Raw genomic sequence first — 16,769 nt, 5'->3', positions numbered from 1 at the left:
CTACTCGATCACGGCGTGCAGGCCGAAGTCGTCGAGCGTCTCGGCCAGCAGGGTGGTCAGGTCGGCGCGTGATTCGATCACACCGGGCTGGTATGCGACGACAGCCAAGAACACCTTGCGGTTGGCGCGCCCGGATGCCAGGAACAATTGTCCGTAGGTGCTCAGTACCTTGTCGGGCCGCACCCTTTGCTCGGCCAATTTGCAGAAGATGTAGTCGGCTTCCGTACCATCGGGACGATTCACCTCGGCAGGTAGCGCTCCGACATTCGAACATCCGACGGGATAGTCGTTGTACTCCAACGCGACGTCGGCGAGTCGGCGCGCGGCCGCCTTCGGAATGAAGGGCGTCAACGGCAGCAGTGCCCACTTCTCGTCGGGTGCGTCGCGCAATCCGGAAAGCACCTTCTTGGTGGCGCTCCTGATGCCACTGAGATCGGTGGTCAGCCGCACCGGGTCGATCGCGAACATCACAGAGGTCATCGCGTTGGCACGATGATCACCCTCGGTGCGCTCGTTGACCGGCATGGAAAGGGTGACCCGACCGTCCCGTCCCAGCCGCCCCGCCTTGGCGGCCAACTGGGCCGCGAAGGCGCCCACCAATGAATTGCTGGTGCCACCACGGCCATGCGCATGTGTATCCCAATGGTTTTCATCCAGATACACGGTGGCCGCCGCGACCCGGTCCACATGTGCGGCAATCGTGGGCAACCCGGCGTGTTTGATGTCCTGGCGCCGCGCAGTCAACAGCTTGGTGGCCTTGCGAAAGGCCCGCGCGGTATCCGGCAGGTCGCGTCTGGCGCGCCGCAAGTCTTCCCTCATGCTCCGAAAACGCTTGCGCGCCTGCGGTTCGGCATAGCCCAGCGGTAATTCGGCATCATTGACGGCGTCGGCGATACCGCGGCACAGCCCTACCCCGTCGGCGATGCTGTGCGAAACCACCAGGCTGACCGCAGCGGCACCATCGGTGAACCGGGTGACACCCAGTCGCCAGGAGGGGCCATGCTCAGGGTCGATCGGCAGCTGTGCATGACGGTGTACCCAGTCCTGCAGTTCGGCGCGTGGCAGCGGCGCCAGCTCCACGTCGATCGGGTGGCACGCCGGATCGAGCACCCATCGGTGCCTGCCGAACGGCAAGCGGGAACGCTGGATTCGCCGGCCGAACAACCCCCGGCCAAGATTGGCGTGGAACCTGCGCAACCGGTCGGTGTCGATATCGCGCTCATATATCCACACCATCTGGCTCAGCGTGGCCATTTCCGTGGCACGCAAACCGAGGAAAGATGCCTGATCGACGAAGTCCAGATGAGCGATCGAGCCGGATGTCGCGACCGCGTGCGCCTTGGTCTCCTGAATCGTTGCCGTCACAGCGATTCTCCCGCCGGTGACACCCCCAATGTGGTGTAGAGCTCGTTGATCAGCCGCACACTCCGGGGATCAGCATCCGCCTTGGTCACGTCGAATTGGTTCATCACATACGAGTAGCCGATGCGGTGCTCCAGATCGACGAAGGCATAGGACCCACCGGACCCGCCATGCCCGAACGTCTTCTGGTTGGGCCCTGCGTAGCAGCGCTGGTTGAGCATGTAGCCCAGACCCCATCCGTGGTTCGCCACCCGGGGACCCAGCACCACATCAGGATCGAATCCACCTTGGGACACCCGCACCACATCCATGTGCTCGTGACTGAGCAGCTTGCCGAGGGCCATGGCGTTGTAGAAGGTGGCCATGCCCAGCGCGGAAACGTGCGCGTTGGTGCCGGGGAACTCCAACGCGCGCCACAGCGCGATGTCCTTGCGGGCGATCTCGTCGTCGGGGATGAAGTCGCCCGAGATGAGCGGACCTGCCAGCGGGTGATCACTCATGCAGTCGAATTCGCCGGGCGCACCGCGAAACACATCGCGCAGGTACGGCTTGTTGATCAGTTCTGCGCACCGGTGATGCTCGCTGTGCGGCAGTCCCACGTGCACATCCAGCCCATAGGGCTCGGCGATCTCGGTACGCAGGAACTGCCCGAGCGTCTTACCCGTGGTGCGGCGAACGACCTCGCCGAGAATGAATCCGAACGTGGCCATGTGGTAACCCTGGGCGGTTCCGGGCTCCCACCACGGAGTCGCCCGCGCGATGTGCTCGCACACCTCGTCCCAGTTGGCCGCCTGCTCCGGAGTCAACCGGGTACGCGGGCCGATCACACCCGAGCGGTGCCCGAGCACCATCGCCAGCGTGATGGATTCCTTACCGCCCTGGCCGAATTCAGGCCAGTAGCGCGCGACGGGAGCATACAGATCGAGCACACCGCGCTCGACGAGCATGTGAACGCAGGTGCTCATCAGGCCCTTGGTTCCCGAATACACCGGCGCCAAGGTGTCTTCCGTCCACGGGCGGGTGCGCGCCTCGTCGGCCCAGCCGGCCCACAGGTTGACGACGAGTTCCCCGTCAACCCAGATCGCTACGGCCGCACCCAATTCGTCGTTCTCCAGGAAGTTCAGCGCGAATGCGCGCCGGACGTTATCGAAATCCGGTGAGTTGGTGCCGTTCACCGCGACATCAAGGCTTGTGCTCATGGCAATGCCAACCTTCCAATGCTGCTCAATGCGGCGCCTGTGCCGCGGATTCAGGAAACGAACTGTGACTGCGCGACACGCTGGTAAACCACGCGTGCTACTTCGAAATAGCGCGACACAGATTCACGGGCGACGGCATTGTCGGGGAACGAGATCGTCAGGTTTGTTTCGTTCTCAAACCTGTTGACCCACATACAGACCTGGTCGGAAGAACGGCTGTCCCCGTAGATTCCACCATTGATGCGATCCCATTCAGCGCTGACCGGGATCTTGCGCGCGTCCAGGAAGGACACCATCGGGACCACGTACTCGGGAGCAGTCAGCCCCGAATCCGGACCCGCGAGTTCCAGCGCCCGCTCGAACGGCACCTTGGCCAGGGGCTGGCATTCGTCGAACGACTTCTGCGCGGACCGCGCGACGGTCGCGAAGGAGTCGTCCGACATGTCAACGATAAAGGGGATGAAGCTCGCGTACCACCCGACGGACATTTGCTCCTCGGCGGTGCCGCGGGTGTCGTACGGGGTGATGCCGTAGAAGGTGCCGGCACCGGTGAGCTCGCGATCGATCAACGCCGTGCACGCGAACACTCCGCCGCTGAATCGCACGCCGGCTTGTTCACAAGCCTTTTCGAATGCCACGGTGCCGTGGGCGTCCAACAGCGGAATGGCCACCATGGCGCCGACGTTCGGTGCCGTGCGGTCGCCGAGAGGCAGGGCGAAGTCCGGCAAGGTGCCACCGTTGTCCCGCGCGTACCGGAGCCAGGTCTGCACCTCGAAAGAGTCGAGGGTCATCGCCTGGTTGTGCGCGAGTTCGCGCGCCGAGAAGTCGAGATATCCGGCCGGCGGCGGCAGCTGCAGCGCCGAACCGTGCACCAGGCTGGCATACATCAACTGGATCTCGATGTACAGAATGCCGGTCGACATGCCGTCGGTGTGTAGGTGGTCGACGCTGATGTAGACGGTGAAATGGTCTGCGCGCTGGATGACACCAAAGGTGAAGCAATCCCACGACAGCGGAGTGCCCGAGGTACGGAGCAGGTGAGCACGAATCTCGTCGGGCCCTTGCAACCCGTGATCCTGGGGCACGAAGTCGATGCTCGCCGGATCGTCGATCACGTGCCGCACGATCTTGTCCACCGGGTCGAACTCGAACCATGAGTGATAGGTGTCGTGCCGGCGCAGATGAGCATTGATGGCCGCGGTCATGGCGTCGATATCGCAGACGCCGGGTACGTCCCACGATCCGATCCCGAGTCGAGCCATCTCGCGGTCTTGACGGGCGAGATCTCGATAGGAGCGCAGATGCTGGGCTTGCTGATAGCTGGGGGGAATCGTGCTGGCGGGCGCCTGCGCGGCAACCTCACGGGCGCGTGGTGAAGCGCTCCAGGAGATGACGGTCCCGGGCGTCGGGCGCCAGTCGTGGATCGTTCCAAGTGCAACCATCGTCCCTATCCCTGTACAGCGATCTTGAAAATAAGCCGAATTAAGCTCGATTTACCCGCCACATTGCAGGTGGCAAAGAGATTACCCATCGCGGGCAGCGTAGCGAATAAATATCGCGCAAAGGTACGTTACGTCAAAGAAATAGCTAATGAACTGTGGGTAACGCAGCGTTACGCCAATCTACAGCAACTTCTCGAAAGACTTACCGTAACCTAATTCCAGCAAATATAACTTACATGCAGAAATACCGCATGACCTGGCGGTTCGCATCTGGTTACGCGAAGTGCCAATAACTATGTCCGTAGTGCCTGCAGAGAACCTACGGGATCTTGCGGAGATTTTGTGGGCCACGCCCCGCGGGCCCCACTGCTCTGGCCCCCGCCACCCCATCCGGACCTCCGCGGCGGCCACGCCCCCGGGCGAACTGCTCGGCGCATACCCGAAAACGGCCCTGAAACGACCTCAGCCGCCCACCCGAAAGGGTGAGCGGCTGAGGGGATTGTTTCGACCTGCTATGCGTCCAGGAGCGAAGCAGGCGGGTTGAATCGGTCACCGTACTTGGCGGCCAATTCCTTTGCGCGGGCGACGAAACCAGCCTTGCCCTTTCCGGCGGGACCGTCGTACCCGAGGATGTACTGGTGCACACCACCGGTCCAGGCCGGGAAGCCGATGCCGAAGATCGAACCGATGTTGGCATCGGCGGTCGACGTCAGCACACCCTCGTCGAAGCACTTCTGCGTCTCGATGGCCTCGGCGAACAACATGCGCTCGATGAGGTCCTGCAGCGGCGGGTTGGCGGGGTCGGCGCCATTGCGGGTCTTGAACGTCTCCCGCAGGCCGGGCCACAGCTCTGTGCGCTTGCCGTCCACGTAGTCGTAGAAACCGGCGCCCCCGAGGCGGCCGGGGCGGCCCGCCTCAACCAGGGTGTCGATGACACGACCGGCCGGGTCATCCGGCAATTCCTTGCCCTCGGCCTTGGCAGCCTCCGCCGTCTCCTTGCGGATCTTCTGCATGAGCGTCAGGTTCAGCTCGTCGGAGAGCTGCAGCGGCGGGGCCGGGTATCCGGCCTGGCTGCCGGCCTGCTCGATGGTCGCGGGCTCGATGCCCTCGGCCAGCATGGCGACGGCCTCGTTGACGAAGGTGCCGATGACGCGGCTGGTGAAGAAGCCACGGCTGTCATTGACGACGATCGGGGTCTTCTTGATGGCCAGCACGTAGTCGAACACCCGGGCCAGCGCCTCGTCCGAGGTCTTCTCACCGCGGATGATCTCCACCAGCGGCATCTTGTCCACGGGCGAGAAGAAGTGGATACCGATGAAGTCCTCCTGACGCTTCACACCCGTGGCCAGCCCCGTGATGGGCAGGGTGGAGGTGTTGGAGCCAAGGAGCGCGTTGGGCTCGACGATGTCTTCGATCTCCTGGAACACCTTGTGCTTGAGCTCGGTGTTCTCGAAAACGGCCTCGATCACGAAGTCGACACCGGCCAGGTCGGCAGGGTCGGCAGTCGGGTGAATTCTTGCGAGGAGTTCGCTGGACTTTTCCTGGGTGGTCTTGCCCCGCGAAAGAGCCTTCTCTTCAAGCTTTTCGGAGTAACCCTTGCCCTTCTGAGCCGCCTCCAGCGAAACATCCTTGAGCACGACGTCGTAACCGGCCTTGGCCGAGACGTAGGCGATACCGGCGCCCATCATGCCCGCGCCCAGCACACCGATCTTCTTGATGTCTTGCTTGGCGATGCCGTCCGGACGTGAGCCACCGCCGTTGATGTGCTGCAGGTCGAAGAAGAACGCCTGCGTCATGTTCTTGGCGACCTGGCCGGTGGCCAGGCTGGTGAAGTAACGGCTCTCGATGCGGCTGGCCGTGTCGAAGTCCACCTGCGCACCCTCGACCGCGGCGGCCAGGATGGCCCGCGGGGCGGGCATCGGCGCACCCTTGAGCTGCTTCTTCAGGTTCGACGGGAACGACGGCAAAATCGCGGCCAGGGCGGGAGTTGCTGGGGTGCCGCCGGGGATCTTGTAGCCCTTGACATCCCAGCGCTGCACGGCCTCCGGGTTGGCCTTGATCCACGCCTTGGCGGCCGGGATCAGCTCGTCGACGGAGCCGACCAACTCATCGATCAAGCCGACTTCCTTGGCCTTGGTCGGGTTGAAGCGGGTGCCCTGCGCCAGCACGGTCACGAAGCCGTTCTGGATACCGAGCATGCGGGTAACCCGGGTGACGCCGCCGCCACCGGGCAGCAGGCCCAGCGATACCTCGGGCAGACCGATCTGAGATCCCTTGACGTCGGCCGCGATCCGGTGATGGGTCGCCAGCGCGATCTCCAGGCCACCGCCGAGGGCGGCGCCGTTGATGGCCGCCACCACGGGGCGGCCGAAGGTCTCCAGCGTACGCAGGTCGGCCTTGATCTCCTCGACCTCGTTGAAGGCCTCCTGGGCGTTCTCCGGCTGGATCTGGATGATCTTGGTCAGGTCACCACCGGCGAAGAAGGTCTTCTTGGCGCTGGTGATCACCACGCCGGTGATCGAATCCTTCTCTTCCACAAGGCGCTTGACGGCCGCGGCCATCGACTGCTTGTAGTCGTCGTTCATCACGTTGGCCGAGCCGTTGGGGTCGTCCAGGGTGAGGGTGACGATGCCGTCGGCGTCCTTCTCCCACTGAATGGTGTTTGCAGACATAAGTTCTCGCTCCCTTAGCTCAGACTCGCTCGATGATGGTGGCTACACCCATGCCGCCGCCGACGCACAGGGTGATGAGGGCACGCTTGAGGCCGCGACGCTCCAGCTCGTCGACCATGGTGCCGGTGATCATGGCGCCGGTGGCGCCCAGCGGGTGGCCCATCGCGATGGCGCCGCCGTTGACGTTGAGCTTCTCGTCCGGGATGTTCAGGTCCTTCTGGAACTTCAGGACCACCGAGGCGAAGGCCTCGTTGAGCTCGAACAGGTCGATGTCGTCCACGGTCAGCCCGGCACGGTCGAGCACCTTCTTGGTCGCCGGGGTGGGACCGGTCAGCATGATGAGCGGCTCGCTGCCGGAGGTGGCGGTGGCCACGATACGAGCGCGCGGGGTCAGGCCCTGCGACTTGCCGGCCTCCTCGGAACCGATCAGCACCAGGGCGGCGCCGTCGACGATGCCGGAGCTGTTGCCACCGGTGTGGACGTGGTTGATCTTCTCGACGTAGTGGTACTTGATGCGCGCCACGTCGTCGAAGCCGCCGAGCGCGGCCAGGCCCTCGAACGCGGGCTTGAGCTTGCCCAGGTCTGCCGCGGTGGTGCCCGGGCGCATGTGCTCGTCGTGATCGAGAACGAGCAGCCCGTTCTGATCCTTGACCGGCACAACGGACTTGGCGAAGTAGCCACCGGACCACGCGGCCGCGGCACGCTCCTGCGAGCGGGCGGCGTAGGCGTCCACATCGTCACGGGTGAAGCCCTCGATAGTGGCGATCAAGTCGGCACCGATGCCCTGCGGAACGAAGGACACGTCGTAGTTGGTGGCCGGGTCCGACGCCCACGCGCCGCCGTCGCTGCCCATCGGCACGCGCGACATCGACTCCACACCACCGGCGAGCACCAGGTCGTCCCAGCCGGAACGCACCTTCTGTGCGCCGATGTTGATGGCCTCCAGGCCCGAGGCACAGAAACGGTTGAGCTGGACACCACCGGTGGTGTCGGGCAGGCCGGCCGCCAGCACCGCGGTGCGGGCGATATCGCCACCCTGGTCGCCGACCGGGGACACGACACCCAGCACGACATCGCTGATCAGGTTCTCGTCCAGGTCGGGGTGACGGTGCCGGATCTCCTCGATGAGGCCGACCACCAGGTTCAGCGGCTTGATCTCGTTGAGAGCGCCGCCACGCTGCTTGCCGCGAGGCGTACGGACGGCCTCGTAGATGAATGCTTCAGTCATGGGTATACGTCCTTATCCGGTGCGTATGGGGGCATGTGGTGCAGGTGCCCCGGCCCAGAACCCGGATTGACTCCGGGTCAGTTTCGCCGAGACAGCCCTACGTTAGACCAGGGTGGCGTACCCATGGTAAGCAGCCCTCCCAACCCGTTGGTTGGGAATGTTGTGACGCTATGCTTCGAGTGTGCTGTGGACCCGATCACGACCACTAAGACGCGTGCTCATCGGCGCTATTGCACTTGTGGTGATATTCGCGGTGTGGAATGGCTGGGAGTCGTTCACCGATGGTCCCGGTCACCGCAAGCCGGCACCCCCGCCCGTCTCGTTCACCCAGCGGATCGCGCTTCCCGACTGCGGAACGCACCGGTACGTCCGCGAGGATCTCCCCGCTGCCCAACGCGACTGCATGAACAACGGCAGAGCCTCCGGACTCGGCGGAGAACTCACCGTGGTCCAGCCCACCTTCGAGGGTGATCCCATCACCACCTACTACCGCGTCTTCTCGACGGACCGGCGCGTGGAGATCTTCACCGACGCAAGCGCCGATCGGTTCGGCAATGCCGGCTGGAGCCACTTCTACTGCTGGGCGGTACCGCTGAACTACCCACCGGATCCCAGCTGCGTATCACCGACAGACCAGCCCGACCGCTAGCCGCCCTGGGGTGCGACCCCAGGGCACCGCGTAGATTGCGGTGCCCTGCGACGAGATTTCGCCGAAACCTCCCCAGGCCGTGCCGTATCCGGCAAGTCTGGAGCGATGCTCAGACGACTCTGCACGGCAACTGCGACCCTCGCCCTGGCCGCGGCCGCGTATCCGCCGGTGGCACAGGCCGAGCCAGAACAACTCAGCGCCGAGGCAGCATTCGATCAGCGAGCACCGCTGCACTCGTGCGGCCGGCTGCGGATGTTGCCGCCGTCCCACGAGATCCCACCGGATTACCTGAACTGCATGCGACAGGCCCGTGCCGGGGGCACGGGTGCGGAGTTGGTGACCACCGTCGCGAACTTCTTCCTCGAGGACACCACCACCTACTACCGCGTCTACAGCACGGGCCGGGATGTCGAGGTGTTCGTGGACAGCCACGATCGGGGCAATCCCGGCCTAAGCCACTACTTCTGCCCGATCCCGGATACCGACCTGTCCTTCGAACCGCCCAGCTGCTAAGTCCAGCGGTAGGCTGCCCGGCATGGAGCCGCGGCACACCGAACACGGGCCAGCGTGAATCAGAGAACCGTCGAACGGTTACGTCCTTTCGGCGCAACGATCTTCGCCGAGATGTCGGCACTGGCCGTCCGGCATGACGCGATCAATCTTGGTCAGGGCTTCCCCGACGAGGACGGACCCGCATCCATGCTCGATGCGGCGCAACAGGCCATCCGCTCCGGCCTGAATCAATATCCGCCGGGGCTGGGCATTCCCGAATTACGCCGGGCCATCACCGCCGATCGGCTCGCCCGCTACGGCGAGGAGCTTGACCCGGACACCCAGGTGCTGGTGACCGTCGGCGCCACCGAAGCGATCGCCGGCGCCCTGCTCGGCCTCGTCGAACCCGGTTCCGAGGTCATCCTGATCGAGCCCTACTACGACTCCTACGCCGCCGTGGTAGCGATGGCGGGAGCGGTCCGCGTGCCCGTGCCCCTCGTACCGGACGGGGCGGGCTTCGCATTGGATACCGACGCGCTGGCGGCGGCCATCACGCCCCGGACGGCGGCGCTGGTGATCAACTCGCCGCATAACCCGACGGGCAAGGTGTTCACCGATACCGAGTTGGCGCGGATAGCCGAGCTCGCGGTGGAACACGACCTGCTTGTCGTCTCCGACGAGGTATACGAGCGCCTGCTTTTCGATGGGCGCACCCAAACTCCGATGGCAAGCCTGCCCGGGATGGCCGACCGGACCGTGACCATCTCCAGCGCCGCCAAGACATTCAACTGCACCGGTTGGAAAATTGGCTGGGCCTGTGGCACGCCGGAGTTGGTCGCGGGCGTGCGGGCCGCTAAACAGTTCCTCTCCTATGTCGGCGGCGGACCATTTCAACCGGCGGTGGCAGTGGCCCTGGACACCGAACAGTCGTGGGTGAAGACCCTACGAGAATCACTGCAGCGCAGGCGCGATCGCCTCTCGGCCGCCCTCACTGGCCTGGGATTCGAGGTGCACAGCAGTGACGGCGGATACTTTGTCTGCGCCGATCCGCGGCCGCTCGGGTTCAGCGATAGCGCGGAGCTCTGCCGGCGTTTACCGGAAACTGTTGGCGTCGCCGCAGTCCCGGTAAGCGCCTTCTGTGACAGATACGCCGACCAATGGAATCACTTGGTGCGGTTCACCTTCGCCAAGCGCGATGTGGTGATCGATGAGGCCATCACCCGCCTGGCCCGGCTAGGAGCCTAGGCCGGTCGCCATCTCACCGGGACGCTGCCGCGCCTTGGCCAGCCCCGGCAGGACCTTGATGAAGTCGGTGATCTCCGCTACCGCCCGCCGCGCATCCGGGTTGGTCATCGCGAACACCTGGAACACGTGGATCGCCCGATCGAAGATCTGCAGGCGCACCGGAACTCCGGCTGCGACAAGACGTTCCGCAAGCAGCTCGGAGTCCGGACGCAATGCCTCCTGCGAACCCACCTGCAATAGGAACGGCCCCAGGCCCGTCAGGTCAGCATCCACCGGACATGCCCCCGGCTCCCGGGCACCGTTGCGAAGCAGGAAGACATCGTTGATCATCCTCAAGAAGTCCACCGGGAACATGGCGTCGCCGACACGCTTGCCGACCGCATACTTGGGCTCCATGTCGTTGCTGGTTGCCGCCGAGATCAGCACACAACCCGCGGGCGGCGTCAACCCCTGATCGCGCACGGCGATCGCGGTCATCGCCGCCAGGAAGCCACCGGCCGAGTCTCCCGCGAGCACGATGTTGTCGGGATCGACGCCCTGGCTCAGCACGTAGCGATAGGCATCGACGCCGTCGGCGATGGCGTCTTCGACGAGATTGCGTGGACACAACCGGTATCCGACGCTCAACGCTCGCGCACCGGAATCACGTGCGATGTGGCTCACCAGCGGCCGATGGCTGTTGATACCCAAGGCGATGAATGCCGACCCATGGAAATAGATGACCACCGGCGCGTCACTCGATGCGCTGGAGGCCGATTCGTTCTTGACGTTCCACGTCCATTCTGCGGGGCAGTTCGGCAGCTGAACCCGCTCCGTGCGCGTTCCCGAGACGCCCGGAACCCACCCCATCAAGCGTTCCAGCCCGTCGTATCGCCGATTGAGCAGCACATCGGGGAACCGGCGATTGACGGCCAGCATCAGCCGGGTCAGCGCGTAGAGACCAGGCTTTCCCAGCGCCTTGAACAGGTACGTCTCGGCCACCGAATGCCAATTGGCCTTGCCCATCCACTCCGGTCCGGCATATGTCACCGCGGCCAGCCGGGAATCGGCGGCATGTCGGGCACTGGTCATCAAGCCTCCTCATAGCGTCATTGCCTGGAGTGAGACTACCAGTACCTAGTACCGACAATCCCGGCTAAATCACCAGCCGATATCGGAGAGCTCCGTCGTGTCCTTCGGGGGAGCTCCAAGGGGCCCGCTCGGCGTCCGCGAAAAGCGCGGGGCCGGCGCCGCCTGAGTCACCCCGTCCACGTCAACGATGGTGCCGCGATCACGAAGGTGCTCGTTCTGCTTGGCCTCGCCCCAGGTGAGCACCGGTGATACGCACGCGTCGGTGCCGATGAAAATCTCGGTCCACTCGTCGCGCGTCTTGGTCTTGAAGGCGTCGTCGAACATCTTGCGCATCTCCGGGTAGCGCGCCTTGTCGAGCTGGAACGGCACACTCTCTGGATCCAGCCCCAAACCCTGCACCAAGATCGCGAAGAACTGCGGCTCAATAGAACCCACCGCCATGTACTTGCCATCGGATGTTTCGTACGTCCCGTAGAAGGGCGAGCCACCGTCGAGCAGTCCGGCCTCACGCTCGTCGAAGAGCAGACCGTTGTTGTACATCGTCCACTGCATCTGAGCCAGCTGGCTCACTCCGTCGACCATTGCGCCATCGATGACCTGGCCCTTGCCCGACTTTTCGCGCTCATACAGCGCGGCCAGGATGCCTTGCACCAAAAGCATTGAGCCACCGCCAAAGTCCGCCACCAGATTCATGGGCGGCATCGGCGGGCGGTCCTTGTAACCCATCGAGCCGAGGGCTCCGGTCAGCGACAGGTAGTTGATGTCGTGCCCGGCACGGTCTGCCATCGGGCCGTGCTGTCCCCAGCCGGTCATCCGGGCGAAGATCAGCCGCGGGTTCCGCTTGGCGCACTCCTCGGGTCCGATCCCGATGCGCTCACATACGCCGGGACGAAACGGATCCAGCAGCACATCGGCCTTATCGACCAGGGCCAGCAGCGCCTCGGGGTCCTTCTTGACGTCCAGATTGACCAGCCGCTTGCCGCGGTGGAACAGGTCGGTCTCCTCGGCGGGGATGGCGAGCCCGCCCGGCCGGCGCACCCGGATGACGTCGGCACCCAGGTCCGACAACATCATCGCCGCATGCGGCCCAGGGCCGATCCCGCCGAGCTCGATCACCTTCACGCCCGCCAGGGGGCCCGTCTTGACGCCAGTGTCAGCCATGGGGCCACCCTAGCCAGTCAACCCGTTGGTTGGGAAGTGCGGCTACAGCGACGAGGAGATGGCCGGCGACGACGTCTGCGTGGGCGCCGGCGCCGGAGTCGGGGTGGGGAAATTGGGGATCACCGGCCGTGACGTGCTGGGCGCCGCCGGGGTGTCCGAGGCCGGAGGTGGCGCAGGCGGCGGTGTGAACTCGTACGCGGGCAGCGGCGGGGGTGGCGGATCGTCATCGCCCTCACGCCAGTGCGTCGAGCGATACAGGTCGATCACCTTGCCCAGGTCGTGCAGGCGCAAGGCGGGCGGGCGTCCCCCGCGCGCGTCTCGGATGCGTTGTGCCTCCCACGCGACAAGGCATTGGGCGGTCGGTGTGTTGTACAAGCTTTCCAGGAACGGCGTCAACGCCTTTGCGAGATCGCCCTCGGCCTTGAGCACATCATTCCGGTACGGCCCGTAGTACGGGAGAATCGCCTCCAGAATCCGCACCATGACGGTCTGAAATCGGGTGACGAACTGGTCGATCGCCCACGGATGCCGGGACAGCAGCGGGGAGATTCGCGCCAGCACCGGGCCCATCATCTTCAGAATCGGTTCATAGGCGGTGGCCGGGGCGAAAGCCTCGGAGGAGAACACGCCCGCGGCAGGAGCCACGTCGATCAACGAGGCCAAACCGCCCTGTTCGTCGGGACCAGGCGCCGGCCAGCCGAAGGGGCAGGGCTGGGCGACGGATATCGGTAGACCGCGGTCCGTCACCGAAGGCAGCGCGCCGAACGGACCGGCGGCGACCGGCCCCGGCGGATGCGAGGGCGGCTGAGGGCGAGGCAGCGGAGCCACCAGCTGCGGGCCTGGCGGCGGCACCGGGATCGGAATCGCACCCTCGGGAATCGAGCCGTCCCGGTTGACAATCTGGTATCCGACGATGGGTGCACGCGGCGGCGAGTACGACAGCTGGGTGATCGCGGCCACGCTTCCGATGACCGTGACCGCGGCGAATACCCGTACCGCGATGCCAAACACACGTTCCTTGGCACGCTTCGGGCTGGCGGTGGTGATCGGCGCCGTCTCTTCGGCGGGAGTTTCGCTCATCGATCCCTCACCACGCCTTCTAGATGCCACACCCCGGTGAAACTGTTGAACGGACCACCGACGATCAGACTGGTCCAATCGAGGGTGAACTTTTTGGTGTCCTTGTCATAGGTCCCGGTGGCCTTGGGACTTTCGCCGTCCACGGAATCGTGGCCGACCCAACGTCCGGCGACGAACTCCCACACCTGTTTGGCGCGCGCCTCACCGGGGATCTGGGCCTGCTCCTTGGCTTTCGGTTTGGGCGCCCCCTGGTTGAACTCCTGCCGATTCCACGATGCCGCCCACGCCGACAGGTCCGCCGAGATCGAATCGCCCGAGACGGTGGCCGTGGGCGCCAGCAGTTCGCGCTGAGTCTGCGGATCGATCTTGTTGGTGGATATGCCGAATTCGATGTTGAAGAACTTCGTGGGCTGAGTCACCCGCGATGCCAGCGAATAGCCCGTGGCCTCGTCGAACGCGGGATCCGGCTCGCCCTGATAATCACCCAGGATCAGCCCGCCGTCGGTGCCCGGCGAGAGCAGCGTCGCCGATCCCTGGGGCACAGGCGAATTGGCGTTCGGCATGAATGGCCCCTCCTGGGGATTACCGCCCGGTTGCACCATTTTGAACCAGGTGCCGCTGAGCTTGTTGCCCTCGATCTTCCCCGGCTCCAGCGCCAGCAGTCCCTTCAAGGCGGACTCGGCGGGCTTCTCGGACCCGCAAGCCGGCGCGGTCACCAGCACCGTGGCCGCCACCGTGAAACCCAGCGCACAACGCAACATCGTTTTCGCGGTCACTTTTTGTTGGGCCATCGAAGCAAGCCTTTCGAGTCGAGGGCGACCGCGGCCGCCAGTACACCGGGCACGAGGAAAAACCAGCCGAAGTAGTTGAATGACCGCAATCCCAGCGGGGCGGTGATCCGATCGAGGGCCACCACCCTGTCGAAGTTGTCGACGTTGTCAGCCATCACGCCGATCAGCGAAGCGAAATCAGCTGTCATGGGCTGCCATTGCGATACGAAAGCATCGATCCCCGGAACCGCGCGAGCCGGATCGCGGTGCCGCAGATCCTCGAGGAACTGGGTGTCCAGTTCTCCCTCCGCCGCCACCAGCACCACGAAGTGCCGCTGCACCGCCGCCACCCGCTCATGCGTCATGATCGGGGTGAAGGCATCGATGAGCTGAGCACCGGCGGGGGCACGCGAAAATAGACCATCCGCGAACGGCACGGCGATCAACACCGTAGCCGCCAGCAAAGCGAGAATCCTTGCACCCGACGTCTTTTCGCCGTCGCGGGTACGCCGGAGGCCCCACACTCCGGCGGCGATCAGGATCAGACCCGGCACCGCCAGCAGGAAGGGCAACACGTCAAAGGGCCCCACGGCGCGCAACTGCTCATAGTTGCGCACCTGGCCGTCCACCGCGGTCAGTAGATCGCTCATGTCCCGTCGAATCGACGGGTATTGGGTTACAAAGGAATCCAGCCGCTCATAGCGGCCGCCCGCAATCCCCTGGGTGGCCTGTACGTCGGCGCGCGCGGTATCGACCGTGTCCAGGTAGCCGCGAAACTTTGCGAGAACCTCGGTGGAGACAAACGGATGGAATTCGGTGAGCAGCTGCTGGCCACCCGCTGCCCGCGTGAACATTCCGGTGAGTACCGGCAGTGCGAACAGCAGTACACCGAGCACAATGAGCACGAGGAACGGCCACCGGGGTCTCGGCGCCGGGCCCGCCTCGGCGACCACGGCCCGCTCACCCACGATGGCGGCATACGTGGGCAGAGCCGGCGGCGTGTCGGCTGGCTCAGGTGTGGCCCCGCGCGCGAGGGCCTCAGCGCCCACGGCTGAAGATCCGCTCCCCCACCACAAACAGGATTCCGCCACCGATGGCCACGAAGACCAGCAGCGCGATGACCCACGGCGGGGTCACGGTGCGGGGGTTGTCGTCGACGGGCAGCGCGATGAGCTGTTGCCCCGCGGATAGCGGAGGCGGTGAAGCGAACTGCTGTCCCGCTTGGACCACCACCTGCCCCGGCACGGGCGCCACCGGCGCCGCCGCGGCGGGTGGAGCGTCGGCGGGCGGCGGTGGAACACCCGGGGCCGGAGCGGGCGGCGGCGCGGCGGCCGCTCCGCCGGGCGCACCTCCGACCTTGCCCACCAGATGCCACAGTCCGGTGAAATCGTTGAAGGGTCCTCCCACAATCTGGCTGGTCCATTCGAGAATGAAGGCACCGGAGTTGCGGTCGTAGGTGCCGGTCACTGGCGTGGTCTTGCCGGGAAGTGCGCCACCGGGTTTCGGCGCTCCCTGGTTGAACACCTGGTTGTTCCAGGTCACGCCGAAGGCGCTGAGATCACCGCCCAGCTTGTCGCCGCTTACCGTGATCTGCGGCGTGGAGGTACCTTGGCCGGTCTGTGGGTCCGTCTGATTCGAAGCAGTCGCAAAGCCGACGCCGTAGAACTTAACCGGCTGAGTAATACTGCCGGACACCGCATTTCCATTGCCATCGAACGCGTTGGCCGGCTGCGGCTGATACTCACCCGATTTCAGGCCGCCATCGGTACCCGGCGCCAACAAGGTGACCGTGTTATCCGAGCATGTCGAATCGCCATTGGCCAGATAGGGGCCCGACGCATCACCGGCCGGCAGGATCATGCGGAAGTAGGAACCGGTCGCACGACCTTCCGCGCAGCTGCCAGGCGTTAACGCGAATAGTCCGTTCAGCGGCGTGGCGGTATCGGCCATAGCCGGATAGGCGGCAGGCGAGATCGCCGCGGCTGCCACAACGAGGGCGACCGTCGCGCGGCGGGTGAGATGCTTGATCATCGGTGGTCCTATTGCAGGCTTATTGCACTGTTGCTCTGACCCGTGGCACGAGCTGGGAACGGCGCAAACGTATGAAGGTCCCAACAGTGCGTCAATGGCAATGCCCCCGCAGCCGAAATCCAGCTGGTGACGTTCCCGCAGGTGGTGGGTGTGCAACCCTCCGGGCGGTCGTTCGATTCACCCCGAGCCGATTCGGGTCACATCCGTTTACCGCCGCTGGCCGGTGCTAGCTTGCCCGGTCCGATCAGGCCGGATGCGGCTCGAATGGGCCGGCACCCGCTACATCCGGCTACGCGCGGGGCACCGACGTGCGTAGCCGGATGTAGACCTGTGGCCCCGATCACTCGCGTGCTACGGTCCTATCGCT

General features: G+C 64.9%; 14 protein-coding genes. 3 read left to right on the top strand and 11 right to left on the bottom strand.

What is annotated here, in order from left to right; all coding sequences use genetic code 11:
- From MAB_RS04480 to MAB_RS04460, 5 genes are all read right to left on the bottom strand, one after another.
- On the bottom strand, positions 1 to 1,365 hold the full coding sequence (locus MAB_RS04480; RefSeq protein WP_005086672.1) for a condensation domain-containing protein: 1,365 nt from the start codon (positions 1,363 to 1,365) through the stop codon (positions 1 to 3).
- A complete protein-coding gene (locus MAB_RS04475) occupies positions 1,362 to 2,561 on the bottom strand; it encodes a serine hydrolase domain-containing protein (RefSeq protein ID WP_005063660.1) in 1,200 nt (399 codons plus the stop codon). The genes MAB_RS04480 and MAB_RS04475 overlap by 4 nt, the downstream gene beginning before the upstream one ends.
- Before the next feature lie 50 nt (positions 2,562 to 2,611).
- Entirely contained in the window at positions 2,612 to 4,003 is a 1,392-nt protein-coding gene (locus MAB_RS04470) for a condensation domain-containing protein (protein ID WP_005083311.1), read from the bottom strand.
- Between the two features lie 512 nt (positions 4,004 to 4,515).
- Complete coding sequence (locus MAB_RS04465) at positions 4,516 to 6,675, bottom strand: 3-hydroxyacyl-CoA dehydrogenase NAD-binding domain-containing protein (protein ID WP_005083313.1); 2,160 nt, start codon at positions 6,673 to 6,675, stop codon at positions 4,516 to 4,518.
- Between the two features lie 19 nt (positions 6,676 to 6,694).
- Positions 6,695 to 7,903, bottom strand: coding sequence for an acetyl-CoA C-acetyltransferase (locus MAB_RS04460; protein ID WP_005063664.1), 1,209 nt, complete (start codon positions 7,901 to 7,903; stop codon positions 6,695 to 6,697).
- Between the two features lie 214 nt (positions 7,904 to 8,117).
- On the opposite strand from MAB_RS04460, the gene MAB_RS04455 reads away from it, so the two are divergent.
- The 3 genes from MAB_RS04455 (at position 8,118) to MAB_RS04445 (ending at position 10,289) form a co-directional block, all read left to right on the top strand.
- On the top strand, positions 8,118 to 8,552 hold the full coding sequence (locus MAB_RS04455; RefSeq protein WP_005083315.1) for a hypothetical protein: 435 nt from the start codon (positions 8,118 to 8,120) through the stop codon (positions 8,550 to 8,552).
- 105 nt (positions 8,553 to 8,657) lie between these two features.
- Positions 8,658 to 9,065 carry a hypothetical protein gene (locus MAB_RS04450; protein ID WP_005083317.1) on the top strand — a complete coding sequence of 136 codons (408 nt, stop codon included), beginning with the start codon at positions 8,658 to 8,660 and terminating at the stop codon, positions 9,063 to 9,065.
- Between the two features lie 54 nt (positions 9,066 to 9,119).
- Entirely contained in the window at positions 9,120 to 10,289 is a 1,170-nt protein-coding gene (locus tag MAB_RS04445) for a pyridoxal phosphate-dependent aminotransferase (protein WP_005086678.1), read from the top strand.
- Here MAB_RS04445 and MAB_RS04440 read toward each other — a convergent pair.
- From MAB_RS04440 to MAB_RS04415, 6 genes are all read right to left on the bottom strand, one after another.
- Positions 10,278 to 11,360, bottom strand: coding sequence for an alpha/beta hydrolase (locus MAB_RS04440; protein ID WP_005083321.1), 1,083 nt, complete (start codon positions 11,358 to 11,360; stop codon positions 10,278 to 10,280). The two genes, MAB_RS04445 and MAB_RS04440, sit on opposite strands and share 12 nt — an antisense overlap.
- Before the next feature lie 69 nt (positions 11,361 to 11,429).
- Positions 11,430 to 12,521, bottom strand: a complete 1,092-nt coding sequence (locus tag MAB_RS04435; RefSeq protein ID WP_005083324.1) for a CaiB/BaiF CoA transferase family protein — start codon at positions 12,519 to 12,521, stop codon at positions 11,430 to 11,432.
- 42 nt (positions 12,522 to 12,563) lie between these two features.
- Positions 12,564 to 13,601 carry a hypothetical protein gene (locus MAB_RS04430; RefSeq protein ID WP_005092678.1) on the bottom strand — a complete coding sequence of 346 codons (1,038 nt, stop codon included), beginning with the start codon at positions 13,599 to 13,601 and terminating at the stop codon, positions 12,564 to 12,566.
- Positions 13,598 to 14,392 (bottom strand): hypothetical protein, encoded by a 795-nt coding sequence (locus MAB_RS04425; protein WP_005092677.1) that lies wholly within the window; start codon positions 14,390 to 14,392, stop codon positions 13,598 to 13,600. The genes MAB_RS04430 and MAB_RS04425 overlap by 4 nt, the downstream gene beginning before the upstream one ends.
- Positions 14,374 to 15,420: a hypothetical protein gene (locus MAB_RS04420; protein ID WP_005115764.1), complete on the bottom strand. Its 1,047-nt coding sequence runs from the start codon at positions 15,418 to 15,420 to the stop codon at positions 14,374 to 14,376. Before MAB_RS04420 ends, MAB_RS04425 begins: the two co-directional genes overlap by 19 nt.
- On the bottom strand, positions 15,410 to 16,402 hold the full coding sequence (locus MAB_RS04415) for a hypothetical protein (protein ID WP_005073213.1): 993 nt from the start codon (positions 16,400 to 16,402) through the stop codon (positions 15,410 to 15,412). The genes MAB_RS04420 and MAB_RS04415 overlap by 11 nt, the downstream gene beginning before the upstream one ends.
- Positions 16,403 to 16,769 lie beyond the last annotated feature (367 nt).

The organism is Mycobacteroides abscessus ATCC 19977 (assembly GCF_000069185.1).
Lineage (GTDB): Bacteria > Actinomycetota > Actinomycetes > Mycobacteriales > Mycobacteriaceae > Mycobacterium > Mycobacterium abscessus.
This window is presented reverse-complemented; position numbering and strand designations above follow the sequence as displayed.